A 16129-nucleotide genomic window follows, 5' to 3' on the forward strand; every position below is an offset into this window, starting at 1 on the left:
GAAAGAAAAGCCTGACTGCTTTTTGTAAGGTTCTACTAAATCTAACTTTCTATGCGTCCTCTTGCTGTATCAATGTTTTCATTCTGCACAATTGCGTATTTATTTTTATCCTGTGGTGGCTCCAATCAAAAAGCCGAATCCACCTCTGCCGATACTATGAGCACGATTACAAAAACTACTTTCGGGCAATTGCCCGATGGCCAAACGGCCGATCATTTCACGTTTCGGAATAAAAAAGGAACGGAAATTAAAATCACCAATTACGGAGGTCTTATTACCCATTGGACCGCTGCCGACAAAAACGGCACCTTTGAAGACATGGTATTAGGCTATGATTCATTAAGCGGCTATTTAAAAGCCAGCCCTTTTTTCGGAGCCTTAGTAGGGCGATATGGTAACCGCATCGGCAAGGCGAAATTTACCCTTGATGGGAAAACCTATACGTTGGCGGCCAATAATGGGCCTAACAGCCTGCACGGCGGACTTGTAGGATTTGACAAAGTAATTTGGAAAGCCGAAATTCTGGATGACCAAAAGACGCTGAAGTTGACGCATACCAGCAAAGACGGCGATGAAGGTTTTCCCGGTACACTGACCGCAGAAGTAACCTATAAGTTGACCGAGGATAACGAGTTGGAAATTGAATACAAAGCAACGACCGACAAGCCAACCGTAATCAACCTAACTAACCACTCGTATTTTAACCTGACAGGCGGCAAACGCGATGTACTGGCACATGAGATCGCGCTGAACGCCGATAAGTTTGTGCCGGTCGATAACACATTGATCCCAACCGGAAAATTGGCGGATGTAAAAGGAACTCCTTTTGACTTTTTGAAATCAACGGCCATAGGTGCTCGCATTGACGATCCGAAAGATGAGCAGATCAAATTCGGCGGTGGCTATGATCATTGCTGGGTAATTAACAAAGGAGCTGATCCTTTGGCGTTGGCAGCAACGGTCTATGAGCCAACATCGGGCCGGGTTTTGGAGGCTTTTACCACCGAACCGGGCGTTCAGTTCTATACCGAAAATTTCCTGAATGGCTCCATTACGGGTAAAAACGGCGTTACTTACACAAAACGCTCCGGCTTTTGTCTTGAAACAGAGCATTTTCCCGATTCACCCAATCAACCTTCTTTCCCAACCGTGGTCTTACGCCCCGGAGAAGTGTATAAGACCAAAACTGTCTATAAATTTTCGACAAAATAAGTTATCAAACCCTGCAAAAACCAAAAGCTGTTTTTGCAGGGTTTGTTTTTTCGATAAATGCTTTGATTTATAATGCCTTATCTGTTGCCGGATTCTGCTTTATCTCTTTAAGTTACTGCTGATTTCTTAACATTTCCTGTCAAAAATTGTCAAATATCGGATTATTGCATTAGTTTAGCGATTGTCAATAACCAACCCCCACCTTACAGATATGGCCATGTTAAGCCGCGTTGCAGATTCCATTTACTGGATGAATCGCTACATTGAGCGAGCTGAGAATTATGCACGCTTTATTGGAGTAAATTTTAATTTGGCATTTGATTTACCTCCCAATGTAAATGAACAATGGGAGCCGCTTTTGATTGCTACTGCCGACAATTTTCTTTTTTATCAGCATTATGACGAGCCTTCCCGCGAAAACGTCATTAATTTCATGACGTTCGATAAACGAAACCCCAACTCAATCTATAGCTGTTTGTTATTGGCCCGTGAAAATGGCCGTACTATCCGTGAAAGCATTTCAAAAGAAATGTGGGAAAATCTCAATGAATTGTACCTGTGGATCAAAGATGTAAAACCGCAGTCAGAATGGGATCTTAACCACATGCAGGATTTTTATTCACAGGTGCGCAATGGTACACAATTGTACTACGGAATAGTGGATGCTACCATTACGCGCAACGAAGCCTGGCACTTTGGACGCTTGGGGCGTTTTATGGAACGTGCAGACAAAACTTCCCGCTTTTTGGACGTTTCTTACTTTACACTTCTGCCTGATTCCGACGTGACAGGAAGTACCCTTGAGTTGGTTTTGTGGACAGCAGTGCTGAAGTCAGTGAGCGCTTACAATATGTATCGTCAACAATATCAGACACTTATTCCTACGCATATTGTTGAATTTTTGATGTTGGATAAACTTTTTCCTCGGGCCATGGCCCATTGTATTCGTCAGGCAGAGTTATCTTTATACGAAATTTCGGGCACGCCGATCACTAATCGTTTCAGCAATCAAGCGGAAAAAATGATGGGAAAACTTCGCTCCGAAATTGAATTTACGGAAGTGGAAGATATTTTTAAGGTAGGTTTGCACCAATACCTTGACCAATTCCAGATCAGAGGAAATGAGGTAAGCAAAAGTATTTTTGAAACCTATTTTGATATAAAATCTGTTGAATGATTTATAGAGGTTTGACAAACCCATTTCCCGTTCAGTAACGCATTTTGGTAAAATACGTCTGTCGTTCATAAGATATCGTATTTACTTTTACTCTTTGACATTTAAGAAATATGACTTATTGCCTTGGTATTAAAGTCGCTTCAGGCCTGGTAGCTATTGCTGATACCCGGCTTACCTCGGGCACGGAGGTAAGTACCAACAAAAAAATCTCTGTGCATCAGTTAGAGAATCATTCGTTGTTTATCATGACTTCGGGCCTGCGTTCGGTGCGCGATAAAGCAGTGACGTATTTTCGGGAAGCACTGGAAGAACAGGACCACAGCTTTAATAAATTATACAAAGCGGTAAATGCCTTTGGGCAACAAGTGCGGCGCGTAGCAAATGAAGATAAAGAGGCATTGGATGCGGCGGGGCTGCGCTTTAATCTACACGCGATCGTGGGTGGCCAGCTGGAAGACGACAGTGAACATAAACTTTACTTATTATATCCGGAAGGAAATTGGGTAGAGGTAGGCGAAACATCTCCGTTCTTTGTGATCGGAAATTCCAATTATGGAAAGCCATTGCTTTTCAGAAGTTTAAAGTACGGTTCGTCACTGGCAGAGGCGTTGAAAGTTGGATTTTTATCCTTTGATTCTACCCGGGTAAGTGCCAATGATGTAGATTATCCGATCGATGTAGTGATGTATGAACGGGATAGTTTCCACGTCACGGAGCACCGTTTTCAGAAAGATGATCTGGCTCACTTATCGTTGCAGTGGAGTATGTTGCTGCAAAATTCCGTCCAGCGTTTGCCCAATGATTGGATGGACCCTGTCTTTGAGAAAGTACGCGAAAAAGTATAAGTAACGGCAGGGAATCTCCCTGCCGTTGTATTTTCAGTCAATTCGAAAAGACCCACTCCCATGATTTTAAACGTCAGCCACCAACTGTTTTATACGTATTCTGAGCCTGTACTTCTGGAACCTCATACGTTATACCTTTTCCCCAAAGCGTACCCGCACCAACAGATCGTCAGTCACACAATGACGATTGACCCGGTGCCCACTATGCTGGCTGATAATATTGATGCTGAAGGAAATCACCAACGCATTGCTTATTTTCGAGAACCTACTGCGCAATTGACCGTTTCGGTAACAATGGCGGTTCGTTCTGATGATTTTAATTTGTTTAATTTTGTTTTATTTCCCTTTGATACCGAACGTATTCCGTTTCAATATCCTGAGTCCCTTAAAAAATTCCTGCAACCCTATCTTGTGCGGGAAGGTGTGACCACGTATGTAGAACAGTACGCACGTCAGACGGCGGCAGGAGCTCGTTGGACAACCATCGCTTTTTTGACCGATTTATGCCGCGACATTGCACAAAACTTCATGTATGAGCGCCGGGATGTGGGAGCTCCGCTTTTGCCCGAGCATACGCTTATCGGACGTAAAGGAACCTGCCGTGATTTTGCGCAGCTGTATGTGGCCTGTTGCCGGGCTTTAGGCCTTGCAGCCCGTTTTGTGAGTGGTTATTTATACGGAAATGCGCTTCAGGAGCATGATCTGCACGCTTGGGCGGAAGTTTACTTGCCGGGAGCCGGATGGAGAGGATTTGACCCTACAGACGGGAAGGCTGTCATGAATCACCACGTTTATTTGGCTTCTTCTGCCGACCCCCTGTTGGTTACTCCTGTTTCGGGAGTATTCAGAGGCAAGGCTAAGTCAACGCTTCGTGCCGAAGTGACGGTCGGTGAGGGAATGTGATAATAGACGGAAATTTTCGGCAGTGATTTTCAAGTTTCAGACGTATATTTGTCCCTTGAAAGATCGAAGTTATGTTAAAGACTATTGTTAAAATAAGTAACGTTACCAACTTGTCAGACGCTCGTTATTGCGCAGGAATGGGCGTTGAAATGCTCGGATTTTCCATTGACGAAACAAGTGAGGCATTTATTGAGCTTAAACGTTTTCAGGATATTCGTTCGTGGGTATCAGGAGTGCAGATCGTAGCCGAAACCGATTCCATAGAAGCAGATACGTTGTTGGAAAGATTAATTCAGTACCAACCCGATGTGATTCAGGTAAGTCACGCTGAATTATTGCCGTGGCTCAAAAGCGAAACAAGCAAAGCGCTTATTCTCAGAGTAGAAGCGGATCAGGATGCCGATACGATTGAGGAGATCATGACCAACAATGTGGCTTACGCAACCTATTTTTTGCTTGAGTCAACCTCTGATGCGTCTTTTGACGGCGATTGGCCGGCGTTCCTGAATACCTTGGCTTCTCGTTTTTCTATTTTGCTGGGATTCGGGATCACCACCCAAAATGCGGATTTTTTATTGGATGATGTAAACATTGCAGGGATTGCCCTGCGCGGTAGCGAAGAAATTCGGCCCGGCTATAAGGAATTCGGGGAGTTGATGGATGTGTTGGAGGTATTGGAAGAGGAATAAGCCCGAAAGAGAAAAAACGAATTAAAAATCCCCCTTCAAAAGGTATAAAAAATGCTCCCTGAAAATTTTCAGGGAGCATTTTTGCCTTAAAAAGCACCTTAATTATTCAGCACTTTTAGTTTAAGTGGGTATACAACAGTTCGTTGGGAGTTCTTACTTTTTTAAGTTTGGCTAACCAATCATTTGCTTCATCGCGATAGCCCAAAGGCAATATAGCCGTACTTTTCAGCCCTTTTTCGGTCAATCCCAAAAGTTTATCTAATTCCGCCGCGTTGAATCCTTCCATAGGAGTAGCATCTACTTTTTGCTCTGCTGCCGCGATCATGGCAACGCTCAATGCAATGGCCGATTGTTTGGCCGTATGGGCAAAATTTTGTTCGGGTGTTTGAGTGGTAGTCATTGAGATCAAGCGTGTACGGTAAGCGTCGGTGGCGCTGTCAGGTAAACCTCTCTCGGCGTTTGAACGTGCAAAAACATCATTAATGCGTTGCTCGGTATATTTATCCCACGCGGCAAAAACCAACACATGAGAAGCATCAGTTACTTGGCTTTGGTCAAAAGCGATGGGGCGTATTTTCTCTTTCAATTCCTGATTGGTGATGACCAAAATTTCGTAAGGCTGCAAACCCGATGAAGAGGGCGACAAACGTATGGCTTCAAGGATATAATCTATCGTTTCCTGAGGAATTTTCTCTCCTGTCATTTTCTTAGTGGCGTATCTCCACTGTAAATTCTCAAGCAGATTCATATATGTAATTACATTTATTGTTGATGTACATAATACAAGTTGCTTCCGGGAATCGTTCAGTTCGGGGAGGGAATGAAAATATTTTTATTGTATGTTGTTGATTATTAAGTACTTGGATAAAATTTAGATTTTACAGGAAAAGTGTTGCGGCTATGATTCGCGGGTCGGGTTGTGAGCAACCCTCCGCACGGCGAGTATGTTCCTGTGTGGAGGACGGTCGGCCGCAGTCGTTGCTCACAACCCGACCCGCGAACCGTGCGACTTGAAGAACAATCTACTATTTCAAATACCCTAAAATTTCTGCTCAAGCACTTAACTGTTGATTTCTGAATTACTTTCCATTTCTTATAAAAAAAAACGGGCCGTACATCTACGGCCCGCCCAAATAAATTCCTTTTTCTTAGTTACTGTAGGAGTACGTCGAGCAAGGGTGTAAAGGTTGTTCCAAGTGGATTGACCGTAATGCCCGGCCCGGAATTTTGCCATGAAAATACGCGACCGTCTTTCATGGTTGCTACAAAACGTACCCGTATGCGGTCGTTGGCTTTCAAATTCGCTGCCGTAACGCCGGTTTTGGTAAGCAAATCACTGACCGGCAGTTGCTCTTTGCCATTCAATGTTGTGATGGATTTGACCATCACTCCGTGCGGAGCGGCCGTTGTAGCTGCCGGCGTAACGGTAGTTCCTCTTACATGACTGACGTAGGCATCTACTTTTTCAATTTCAACGGCATTCTGGCTTTTGGTGGTAAAACTCATTGAAGCCGAAGCCGCACCCGTTAATGCCACGGTAATGGTATTGACATTGGCCGCAGTAACGGAGGCAGGAAGCGGGTCCGGCAGTGCCACAAAATTTGCACCGTTTTTGATTTCAGGGAAAGGACTTTTTTGCTCGCAGCTTCCAAAAACGATTGCCAGAAGCACCGGGATAAAGGTTGATTTTATGATATTCTTCATGTTGTTTCAATTAATGATTAACGATTTACAATTTCCCGCAAACTACTTTTGCCAGAATACTTTGTCGGTTGATATTACACGTTGCTTTGGCGCATTGGGATTCAACTGCAACTCACCCGGAACAGGATAAGGATACGATTGCGGATACCCACGGTTAACATTGGTAAAGGCAAGGGCATCGGCGTTAGGGTCAAATATTTTGGGGAAACCGGTACGACGAATGTCATTGTACGACTCCAATGCGAATCCAAAGTTAGATATCCACTTTTCGGTCATGATCAATTCCAATTTGCCGGCGTCGGATGCCGCATCGTATTTGACCAAAACCGCATCCACGTATTCTTTGATAGCGGCCGCCGTGAGCAGAGGAGCGGCCCCTCGGGTAGCGACAGCATTTACTTCGGTAAACGCGGCATTCATGGCATCGGTGAATAATTGCTTGGCGTTGCCTGTTCCTGTGCCCGTTTGAGCCAATTCAGCCCGCGTAAATAAGTGTGAATGGTAGGGTAAAATGCGTTGCGGGCCATCGCCGCGCGCAGAAGCGCCGCTCACTCCGGCGGCAGTCACGCCGTTGCCATCGTCAAAACGCCCGCCGCAGTAGTAAAGTCCCACGATCGACATGGAAGAAGACTGGTCAAAACCCTGATTGGGCCCTTGCGAAGAGAAGTAAATGGAAACAAAGTTACCATTGCGGTACTCCACGGGGTTTTGAGCATTGGGACGCGCCGCCGAAAGCTGATTGAAATAGTAATAGGGAATGCGTGGGTCCTGAATGCCCGAAAGTACAGGATTCAACGTACTGGTTCCCAGCAGGATTTCGTGGAAATAAGGGCTGATGTAATTATCGCGACCGGAGGTGGTGATGTTATAATCCTCTCTGAAAATAGGGTTACGGTTGTCGGGTGCACTTGCCGTGGTGTAATTGAGCGAGAAGTTACCGCCTGCCGTCATCAGATCACCTTCCGCGATCAGCGCATTTACCTGCGTACTTACATTTTGAACCAATCGGATCTGGTTGTACAATTTCAGTTTTAAGGATTTTGCAAATTGCCGCCAACGAACCAAATTGCCACTGTAGATCAGATCATCAGTGCGTGGGCTGAGGGCCGAGGTTTTAGCAATATTGGCAATTCCCTCGTCGATCAGTGAAAAAAGCTGAGGGTAAATATCCTGACCTTTGTCAAATTTGGGAAATTGAATTTTGGCCGCCGTACTGGCTTCCGTAAACGGCACCTCTCCCCACACATCCACCATGTAGCTGAATGACAGGGCTTTCATAATTTGAGCAACGCCGGTGTACGCAAACTGTTGGCTGGCATTGGCCTGATCTATCAATACATTTAGGTTTTGGATGGCGCGGTACATGTTGGCCCATGCCTGCGTTCCGGAAAAATCCTGTCCTGTGATGGCGTATTGGTCGTTGGTACTTCGTTGGGTTACCTGATGCACAAATACGCCCGCCGGATTGGCCAAGCCCGGAGGCCCTGCCCCGAGCGAGTTGACAATGTCCAACTGCGCATTGGTCAACAATTGCCCCGTATTGACGGACGAAGGGTTGTTGGGATCGGTGTTAATGTCAAGATTACAGGCATTCAGCAGCAACGTTGCGACCGTCAGCAGGGCATATTTCAGAAGAGTGGTTGTTCGATTCATGATGTTTCGGTAGTTGATGTTCATTGTTAAAAAGCAATCAAAACAATTGTCTTTTAACCGATAACTTATTTAGAAAGTAACGCTCAGGTTTACTCCGTAACGACGCACAGAAGGTGCCGAGAAAAAGTCAAGACCCTGTGTATTGGTGTTCCCAAATGTGTTCACTTCGGGGTCGAAATGAGTGTGTTTAGGGAAGTGAGGCGCAAAGAACCACAGGTTACGACCACTCAACGTAAGGCTCACCCCACCAAAAGGAGTTTTGGTCAACATAGATTTAGGCAAAGAATATCCCAAAGTGATCTCGCGTAAACGAACCACAGAGGCATCCCATACCGAAAATTCGTTGGGCGCATTGATGGCCAATGAGCCACCTGCTGCCTGAAACCACAGGTTGTTTTCCATTACTTGGATCGTGTTCGGAATCGGTTGCCCGTCGCCGCCCAACAGTGGTTTGAGGGTATTGGCATCGCCCAAAACGCCGGCCACTACTTTAGGTACTTCGCGGTCTTCGGTATCCTGCGTTACGCCGCGACCCAATAAGAACTGGTTGGTCCAGGAATACATTTCGCCGCCATGACGATAATCTACTACCCCGCTGAGCGTAAAGCCTTTGTATTTGAAGGTGTTGGTTACTGCCAGAATAAATTTTGGATTAGGATTGGCGATGATCTTTTGCTGTGCATCAGGAATGGTCAACCCGGTGTTTGGATTAATGAGCGCGTTGCCTTTGTCGTCGCGAGCGACGGCGGTTCCTCTGAGTACACCGAAGTATTCACCCGGACGAACGACCGGAATAGGTTGTCCCGTGAAAATATTACGCAACGTCACTTCTTCCACGCCATCGGCCAGGGATTCTACGATGTTTTTATTTTGGGTATAGGCCGCAAAAATATCCCATTTGAAACTGTTAGCGAGTTGGATCGGGACCAACGTAATTCCTGCCTCTAATCCTGAATTGCGAATAGAACCAAAGTTGGTCACAAAGGAACTGTACCCGGAAGACTGCGGCAACGAACGGCGCGCGATAATGTCGGTGCTGAGGCGATTGTAGTAAGTCAAATCAATAATGGCCCTTCCACCAAAAAATTCAAGGTTGGTACCGATTTCAATCTCTTTTGTAAATTCAGGTTTGAGGTTAGGGTCAAAGGCAGAAGAAGCTACCGAAGCGCCGGGTTGTCCGTTGAACGGATAGTCATTGTAGCGCGTAGATCCCGTTTGTCCCGAACTTTCTCCGAAATTGATTCTGAACGTGTTAAGTGTTTGGTAAGGGTCGGCATCACGACCTACTTTGGCGTAACCTAACCGCAGTTTGGCGCTTGTCAACGCTTTTGATTTAATGTTGAACGCTTCCGTCAAAATAAGAGAAGCACTTCCCGAATAGTAAAAATAACTGCGATTGGAAGCGGGAAGGGTCGAAGAATGGTCATTGCGGCCCGTCAGGTTCAAAAAGAAGTAATTTTTATAGCCCAAGGTCATGTCCGTAAAAGCGGCGTATAATCGGCGTTTGCTCGTGCCCGTATTGCCAGTATTGGGTGTAACGGTGCTTACATTCGTGATAAGATCAATGCCGCGCGTCACAATTCCCAGGCCATTGACGCTGGTCTGGTCGCTGCCGCGTTGGTTATAATTGGCCCCGATGATCGCTCTCAGGTTAATATCAGACGTTAGATTTTGGGTCAGGTTAAACAACAAATTGTGGTCTTGCTCCTGAAATTCGATGGCGTCAAACTGCATACTTCCCACGCCTTGCGCTCCCGACAAAGAACCCGCCGAAATGCGCTGAAAACGATTGTCGTTGTAGGAGTTGAACCCACCTTTATAGGTTACATTCAACCAATTGGTGATGTCATACAATAGGCTTCCATTCAGTGCAATACGATTGACCTTGCTCGTAAAAATGCTGTTATTCACCGACCAGAAAGGATTGTCGGCCTGCCCGAAAGGAAAGAAAAATACACCGTTGCCAAAAGGATCTTCGTACGGAAGTTTGTCAAGCGGCCAGTTGCGAGGCTGTTGGAACATCCGTGCCAGAGGAGAGGTTCCGTCACCGCCGAACAAAGGGCTGTTTTGGACAGTATTTGTATACGCTAAATTGGCGCCTACCACAAAACCGTTGTCGAGCGAGGTATTACCGCCGATGCTGATGTTGGTACGCTCAAAACCCGAACCCGGGAAAAAACTTTTTTGGTCGGTGCGTGATATCACCGACGTAATGCTGGCTTTAGGGCCTCCGCCCGTAATGCTCACGGAATTTTCGTAGACACTTCCTGTGCGGAAGAAATTTTTAACGTTGTCAGGGTAGGCCTGATAGGCCACATTTCCGTTGGGACGCAGGCCGTATTGGGCAGCAATGGCCGGATAACTGGTGGCATACGTATTGTACCCTACCCAAACAGGAATGGAATCAACGGGGGCAGTAGAATTGACCCAGCCGCCGGCAGCATTGTATGTACGCCCGAGACCGAACGCAGGTCCCCACGTTCCGTTGGCATTGGCGTATACCTGCTGCGAACCGGAACCGTATTTGTTCTGAAAATCGGGATAGCTTGCGATTTTTTCGGCCGAGTAAGAGGTATTGTATGTGATCTCTAACCCCTTTTTAGACAGTTTATTAGAACCTGATTTGGTCGTGATGACAATAACTCCGTTGGCTGCGCGTGTGCCGTACAGAGCTGCTGCCGCTGCACCTTTCAAGACGGTCATGGAGGCAATATTGTTAGGGTCAAGGTCAGCGATGCGGCTTGAAAATGCAGCTCCGTTGTCGCGGAAACTACCGCTTTCATTTAGATCATTGTTGTACGGAATACCGTCCACCACAAAAAGGGGTTGGTTGCTCCCAAAAAAGGAATTGGCACCCCGAATGGTAATGCGCGATGAACTTCCGGCGGCACCTCCCGAACCATTGATGTTGACACCCGGAATTTTTCCCTGCATGGCCTTCAACACATCAGGCTCTGATTTTTGCACCAGCTTATCGGCCGAAAGGCGTTCTACTGAATAGCCCAGTGTTTTGTTGCTGCGCTCGATCCCTACGGCCGTTACCACAACTTCCGTCAACTGCTTGACGTCGTCGCTGAGGCTGATGTTGATGGTGGTTTGCGCACCTACAGGTACCTCTTTGGAGGAGTAACCGATAAAACTGAAGACCAACGTAGCATTGTTGGGAACCTGAATTTGGTACGTCCCGTCGGCGTTGGTGGTGCTTCCCGTTGAAGAGCCTTTAATGACGACATTGACTCCCGGCAGCGGGTTGGCGTCGGAGGCGGCCGTGACTTTTCCCGTAACGGTGCGATTTTGGGCATGGCCGTGAATGACACTCAGGAGTATCCCAAGCATCAATAACAATAGATTTTTTTTCATAAATGAACTGAAGAATTTGGTTTTTGAATCTGTTCTCGGCAAGCCTTTACGATTACCGACAACAAAGTTCTCCAATTCAATTTTGTTAAAAATCACCCATTTATAGGGGTTTATTCGAGGCAATATTATCCAAATGTGAAGTTGGATTTAATCGAAAAAAGGCAAATTTTCCGGCATTTCAGAAAAAAAGTACGGCGTTTAAAATTCACTCATCAGTCCAAAAATGAAATATCCTATCGACTTATCCCTCATTTACGGTTACCCCTAAAGGGAGGGAGGAAAAAAAACGTAAAGAAAGCCTAACAGCCAAAATGGTGCTATCCGGGAATCCAAAACTACTTTTGCACCGTCAAAAAGCAGCATAAAAATGGCGCAATTAGGGTGATTGATGCCATTTATTTTTTCCGGAATTTTGCCACAAGGTTTAACAATGATATCCGAAAGCAGCCACACAAAAAAGATCATATTCCCAAACGGGCGCTGCTTACAACAATAGATAAAGATTTTCTCATACGATTTAGTTTAGGTTAAGAATTATAGCCGTAGGACTTTGTTCTATGGCTATTTATATTTTAGCAATATGTCGTTGTGTTTGGTGGGATAAAAAGTAAAATTCAGGCGTTCAGGCCTTTTATTTTTCTAAACTCTTATCACACTGATCATGAACAAAATAGATGTAAACCGTCGGGAAACCATGAAAATGTTGGGACTTGGCGGTTCGGCAGGGCTCCTTGGACTTTTCGGCGGCGTTCCCAACGCGCAGGCACGTGAAGAGAAAGAGACACCGTCGTATGCCAAAGCGATGAAGCCTGTCAAAATCACGAGCGTCCGGGCAATTGCTACTGCTCCCCAAGGCTCCAATCTGATCGTTGTAAAGGTCGAAACTTCCGAACCGGGCTTGTATGGTTTGGGTTGTGCTACCTTTACCCAACGCGCCGCTACCGTGATCGTAGCCATCAATACGTACCTTAATGAGTTTTGTGCCGGGAAAGATGTGGACAACATCGAAGATATGTGGCAGTCAACGTACGTAAGTTCGTATTGGCGCAACGGACCCGTTTTGAACAATGCACTGAGTGGTTTAGATCAGGCGCTTTGGGATATAAAAGGTAAAAGGGCGGGAATGCCGTTGTATCAACTGCTCGGCGGAAAGGTTCGTTTCGCGATTCCCTGCTACACCCACGCTAACGGCAATACCCCGGAAGCAACGGTAGATAGCGTGAAAAGCATCATGGAAAGAGGATTTAAATTCATCCGCATCCAACAGGGCGGATATGGTGCCGTGGGAAGTACCGAACAAAAGCCGGATTTTAAGGCAGCGGGCTTTGGGGGCGAAACCGACAATTACATGAACGAGCGCACCTATCTGAAATCCATTCCCAAACTGTTTGAAACAGTACGAAAAGGTTGCGGGGACGAAATAGAATTACTGCACGACATCCACGAACGGGTGCAACCGATGGATGCCATTAATATGATAAAACAACTGGAAGAGTACCGCCCATTCTTTATCGAAGACCCGTTCTCGCCCGAAAATATGAAATGGTTCAAACAGTTGAGAACCAGCACTTCCGTGCCTATTGCGATGGGAGAACTCTTCAATAATATCAATGAATTTGTAGAGCCGATGGTCAACCAATGGTTTGATTACATTCGTATCCACGTTTCACAGATCGGTGGTATTACGCCGGCCATGAAAGTAGCGCGACTTGGTGAATGGTTCAATATCAAAACGGCTTGGCATGGTCCGGGAGATGTGTCGCCCGTGGGACATTCGGCGCACGCGCACATTGACTTGGCAGTTTGGAATTTCGGGATTCAGGAAGCCGTTTCGTTCAACGAAAAAACGTTGGAAGTGTTTTCGGGTTGTCCAACCATGAAAAACGGTTATATGTCGGTGAATGAAGTACCCGGCATCGGTGTGGATATCAATGAGAAAGAAGCCGCCAAATATCCCATTACCACCAAATCTAATTGGCAGGTGAGGAAATTTGACGGAACAATTATTCGTCCCTAACTATGTAAAAAAGAAATAGGACAAACCGGAGGGGCAGGGTTTACCTCTGCCCCCGGGACTTGCCTCTGCTTATAGGAGTTTATTTCTGCCCAAGTAAAAAAAGCGGTAAGATTATCGGTTACAAATTACACTTCGCCGTTTTTTTCACCTTTTACAAAAACCTATCTACACGATGCAAAGAAGAAACTTTATAAAAATGGCGGTTTTAGGCTCAACTGCTTTAGCCGCCGGGATTCCTTTGTACGAAGCACAGGCCGCTTCAAAATTGAAGATCACCAAGATACGCTATTACGCAGCGCCCGGATACAACAAACCGCTCTTTAATCAGACGCGTGGAATTGTAGAAATAGAAACCGATGGCGGCATCATCGGCATTGGCGAAGGCGGTTCCAAAGACATGATCGAGCAGTGCGCGCAAATGATGATCGGCGAAGACCCTTTCCGCATCGAGCATCTTTGGCAGTATCTTTATCGCGGCATGTTTTATCCGCCGGGGCGCGAAAAACTGCACGGATTGGGGGCCTTGGAGATGGCGCTTTGGGATATTAAAGGCAAAGCCTTAAATGTACCCGTTTATGAACTGCTGGGCGGCGCTACCCGCGATTATATAGAATGTTACGCCACAGGTTTTCGGGCTTCCAAGGCCACAACGGAAGAAGGTAGAGCACAGGATTGCATCGCCGCCGGTTTGCGCTCATACCGAATCGGGCCCACAGGAGGCAATGGCGAAACGCCTTTTGATTTCTATGATAACGTCAGGAAAACCATTGACTTCTGCAAACGCATTGACGCTGCCGTAGGCGGTGGCGGAAAGTGGGCCATTGATCTGCATACCCGTTTCGACATGACCGATGGATTGAAAATATGCACAGCATTGGAAAACCTTGAACCTTATTTTGTCGAAGACATTGTGCGTTCGGAAAATCCCGGAGTCTACAAAACCGTGCGCGCCATGACTAAAGTGCCGATTGCGGTAGGTGAACAATTCGGTGACCGTTGGGATACCAACGAATTGATTGAAAATCGTCAAATTGATTATACCCGCTTTACGTTGCCCAATACGGGCGGCATCAGCGAATTTAAAAAAATAGCCTCCATGTGCGAAACGCATTATGTAGGCATGATCCCGCATTTTACGGGACCTTTGTCGACGGCGGCTTTGGTGCATGTGTTGGGTGCAAGCAGTCCCATGCGCTGCCTGATGGAGTTGGGCGGCGGCGAACCCGAACGACCGCCCTATTTCAACGAAGACTTCATCAACTTCAAAAACGGCAAATTGTATTTGAACGACAGTCCCGGATTAGGAGTGAAGTTTGACCCTAAAAAAGCCACATTTGTGATGGAAGTAAAAGAAAAAACGAAATTTCCGCACCCTGTATTGAAAGCCCCTGACGGCTCCATCCATAACTGGTAATGTGGTACGGACGGCCCGTCCGTCACTACCAAAGTCCTTTTATCTATAGATGGAGTTATTACAAAAGAACAACCGGAAATGACCGGCCTCAATATCAACCTGCCTTTTCACATGATTAAGAAGCTATTATCTGTCTTTCCAATACTACTAATAACGGGCGGTTTCATCTCTTCTGTCGATTTCCCCTCAGCCAAAATTACAAATGGGCTGATCGAGGCTGAACTGTACCTGCCCGATGCCGGTAAAGGATACTATCAGGGAACCCGGTTTGATTGGTCGGGCGTGATGCCGCGACTGGACTACAAAGGCCATTCCTATTTTGGCATCTGGAATCCGGCTCCCTACGACCCCAAACTGCACGACGCCATTGCCGGACCGGTAGAAGAGTTTGTAGCATTGGGCTACAACGAAGCCGAAGTAGGCGGCGAATTTCTGAAGATCGGCGTCGGGACGATGGTCAAACTTGATACCAAACCCTATTCATTTTCGCAACCTTATCAGATCAAAAATGCCGGGAAATGGACGGTAAAAACTTCAAAAGACAAAGTTGAGTTCATTCACGAAATTACGGACGCCGCCGGCTACGGATATGTGTATCGAAAAACGGTAAAATTAACAAAAGGCAAGCCCGAATTGGTGTTGGAGCACAGTCTGAAAAACACCGGACAAAAGCTCATTGAAACCCAAATGTATAATCATAACTTTTTTATGATCGACAATGAGCCCACCGGCCCGAACATTAAAACGCTTTTTCCCTATGAAATCAAAGCCGAAGGAAAGGGGTTTGGCTCCGTTGTTAAAGCAGAGAACCGAGAAATCTCATACACGAAAGAGATCGCGTCGGGTGAGTTTGTGTATAGTGGCGGCGTGCAGGGTTTTGATGCGACTCCCGAAGACTACGATATTCTTATTCAAAACCTTAAAACCGGAGCAAGTGTGCAAATTACCTGCGACAAACCTTTAGAAAAATTGGTGTATTGGGCGTGTCATACAACGGCATGTCCTGAACCCTACATTAAACTGTCGGTGAAGCCGCAGGAAGAAGTGCATTGGAAGATCAAGTATAAATTTATTGCGCACTGATAGTATTGATTTATTAGAACACTGATAATGTAAGATTATTAAGATAAAATTATGATTATCAGTGCAGTAGTG

12 protein-coding genes are annotated in these 16129 nt (G+C 46.1%); 8 read left to right on the forward strand and 4 right to left on the reverse strand.

The genetic code is table 11. The features are described 5' to 3' along the window. Positions 1 to 51: 51 nt before the first annotated feature. From ACQY73_RS34325 to ACQY73_RS34345, 5 genes are all read left to right on the forward strand, one after another. Positions 52 to 1212 (forward strand): aldose epimerase family protein, encoded by a 1161-nt coding sequence (locus tag ACQY73_RS34325; RefSeq protein WP_428659446.1) that lies wholly within the window; start codon positions 52 to 54, stop codon positions 1210 to 1212. A 217-nt stretch (positions 1213 to 1429) separates the two neighbouring features. Next, positions 1430 to 2389 carry an alpha-E domain-containing protein gene (locus ACQY73_RS34330; protein WP_428659449.1) on the forward strand — a complete coding sequence of 320 codons (960 nt, stop codon included), beginning with the start codon at positions 1430 to 1432 and terminating at the stop codon, positions 2387 to 2389. A 110-nt stretch (positions 2390 to 2499) separates the two neighbouring features. Next, positions 2500 to 3234 carry a peptidase gene (locus tag ACQY73_RS34335; protein ID WP_428659452.1) on the forward strand — a complete coding sequence of 245 codons (735 nt, stop codon included), beginning with the start codon at positions 2500 to 2502 and terminating at the stop codon, positions 3232 to 3234. 60 nt (positions 3235 to 3294) lie between these two features. Further along, a complete protein-coding gene (locus tag ACQY73_RS34340) occupies positions 3295 to 4137 on the forward strand; it encodes a transglutaminase family protein (RefSeq protein WP_428659455.1) in 843 nt (280 codons plus the stop codon). A gap of 71 nt (positions 4138 to 4208) precedes the next feature. Further along, on the forward strand, positions 4209 to 4826 hold the full coding sequence (locus tag ACQY73_RS34345; RefSeq protein WP_428659457.1) for an N-(5'-phosphoribosyl)anthranilate isomerase: 618 nt from the start codon (positions 4209 to 4211) through the stop codon (positions 4824 to 4826). 115 nt (positions 4827 to 4941) lie between these two features. Here ACQY73_RS34345 and ACQY73_RS34350 read toward each other — a convergent pair whose 3' ends face one another. The 4 genes from ACQY73_RS34350 to ACQY73_RS34365 all read right to left on the reverse strand — a co-directional run bounded on the left by ACQY73_RS34350 (position 4942) and on the right by ACQY73_RS34365 (position 11543). Continuing rightward, positions 4942 to 5574: an NAD(P)H-dependent oxidoreductase gene (locus ACQY73_RS34350; protein WP_428659460.1), complete on the reverse strand. Its 633-nt coding sequence runs from the start codon at positions 5572 to 5574 to the stop codon at positions 4942 to 4944. Positions 5575 to 5978: 404 nt separating this feature from the next. Continuing rightward, entirely contained in the window at positions 5979 to 6530 is a 552-nt protein-coding gene (locus ACQY73_RS34355) for a hypothetical protein (protein WP_428659463.1), read from the reverse strand. A 42-nt stretch (positions 6531 to 6572) separates the two neighbouring features. Beyond that, positions 6573 to 8207, reverse strand: coding sequence for a SusD/RagB family nutrient-binding outer membrane lipoprotein (locus ACQY73_RS34360; RefSeq protein WP_428659466.1), 1635 nt, complete (start codon positions 8205 to 8207; stop codon positions 6573 to 6575). Positions 8208 to 8252: 45 nt separating this feature from the next. Next, positions 8253 to 11543, reverse strand: a complete 3291-nt coding sequence (locus tag ACQY73_RS34365) for a SusC/RagA family TonB-linked outer membrane protein (RefSeq protein ID WP_428659468.1) — start codon at positions 11541 to 11543, stop codon at positions 8253 to 8255. Positions 11544 to 12204: 661 nt separating this feature from the next. Here ACQY73_RS34365 and ACQY73_RS34370 point away from each other — a divergent pair. The 3 genes from ACQY73_RS34370 to ACQY73_RS34380 all read left to right on the forward strand — a co-directional run bounded on the left by ACQY73_RS34370 (position 12205) and on the right by ACQY73_RS34380 (position 16057). After that, the gene (locus ACQY73_RS34370) at positions 12205 to 13560 is read left to right on the forward strand and encodes an enolase C-terminal domain-like protein (RefSeq protein WP_428659471.1); all 1356 of its coding nucleotides are present in this window, start codon (positions 12205 to 12207) and stop codon (positions 13558 to 13560) included. 172 nt (positions 13561 to 13732) lie between these two features. Further along, positions 13733 to 14974 (forward strand): mandelate racemase/muconate lactonizing enzyme family protein, encoded by a 1242-nt coding sequence (locus ACQY73_RS34375; protein WP_428659474.1) that lies wholly within the window; start codon positions 13733 to 13735, stop codon positions 14972 to 14974. 111 nt (positions 14975 to 15085) lie between these two features. Next, positions 15086 to 16057 (forward strand): hypothetical protein, encoded by a 972-nt coding sequence (locus ACQY73_RS34380; RefSeq protein WP_428659477.1) that lies wholly within the window; start codon positions 15086 to 15088, stop codon positions 16055 to 16057. Positions 16058 to 16129: the final 72 nt, after the last annotated feature.

The sequence above is a fragment of the Runella sp. genome (genome assembly GCF_965279615.1).
Lineage (GTDB): Bacteria > Bacteroidota > Bacteroidia > Cytophagales > Spirosomataceae > Runella.

Bases quoted from the DNA above. Each gene is read 5' to 3' on its own strand.
- ACQY73_RS34365 (WP_428659468.1), bottom strand. From the start codon at position 11,543: ATGAAAAAAAATCTATTGTTATTGATGCTTGGGATACTCCTGAGTGTC.
- ACQY73_RS34330 (WP_428659449.1), top strand. From the start codon at position 1,430: ATGTTAAGCCGCGTTGCAGATTCCATTTACTGGATGAATCGCTACATT.
- ACQY73_RS34360 (WP_428659466.1), bottom strand. From the start codon at position 8,207: ATGAACATCAACTACCGAAACATCATGAATCGAACAACCACTCTTCTG.
- ACQY73_RS34340 (WP_428659455.1), top strand. From the start codon at position 3,295: ATGATTTTAAACGTCAGCCACCAACTGTTTTATACGTATTCTGAGCCT.
- ACQY73_RS34380 (WP_428659477.1), top strand. From the start codon at position 15,086: ATGATTAAGAAGCTATTATCTGTCTTTCCAATACTACTAATAACGGGC.
- ACQY73_RS34375 (WP_428659474.1), top strand. From the start codon at position 13,733: ATGCAAAGAAGAAACTTTATAAAAATGGCGGTTTTAGGCTCAACTGCT.
- ACQY73_RS34335 (WP_428659452.1), top strand. From the start codon at position 2,500: ATGACTTATTGCCTTGGTATTAAAGTCGCTTCAGGCCTGGTAGCTATT.
- ACQY73_RS34325 (WP_428659446.1), top strand. From the start codon at position 52: ATGCGTCCTCTTGCTGTATCAATGTTTTCATTCTGCACAATTGCGTAT.
- ACQY73_RS34350 (WP_428659460.1), bottom strand. From the start codon at position 5,574: ATGAATCTGCTTGAGAATTTACAGTGGAGATACGCCACTAAGAAAATG.
- ACQY73_RS34355 (WP_428659463.1), bottom strand. From the start codon at position 6,530: ATGAAGAATATCATAAAATCAACCTTTATCCCGGTGCTTCTGGCAATC.
- ACQY73_RS34345 (WP_428659457.1), top strand. From the start codon at position 4,209: ATGTTAAAGACTATTGTTAAAATAAGTAACGTTACCAACTTGTCAGAC.
- ACQY73_RS34370 (WP_428659471.1), top strand. From the start codon at position 12,205: ATGAACAAAATAGATGTAAACCGTCGGGAAACCATGAAAATGTTGGGA.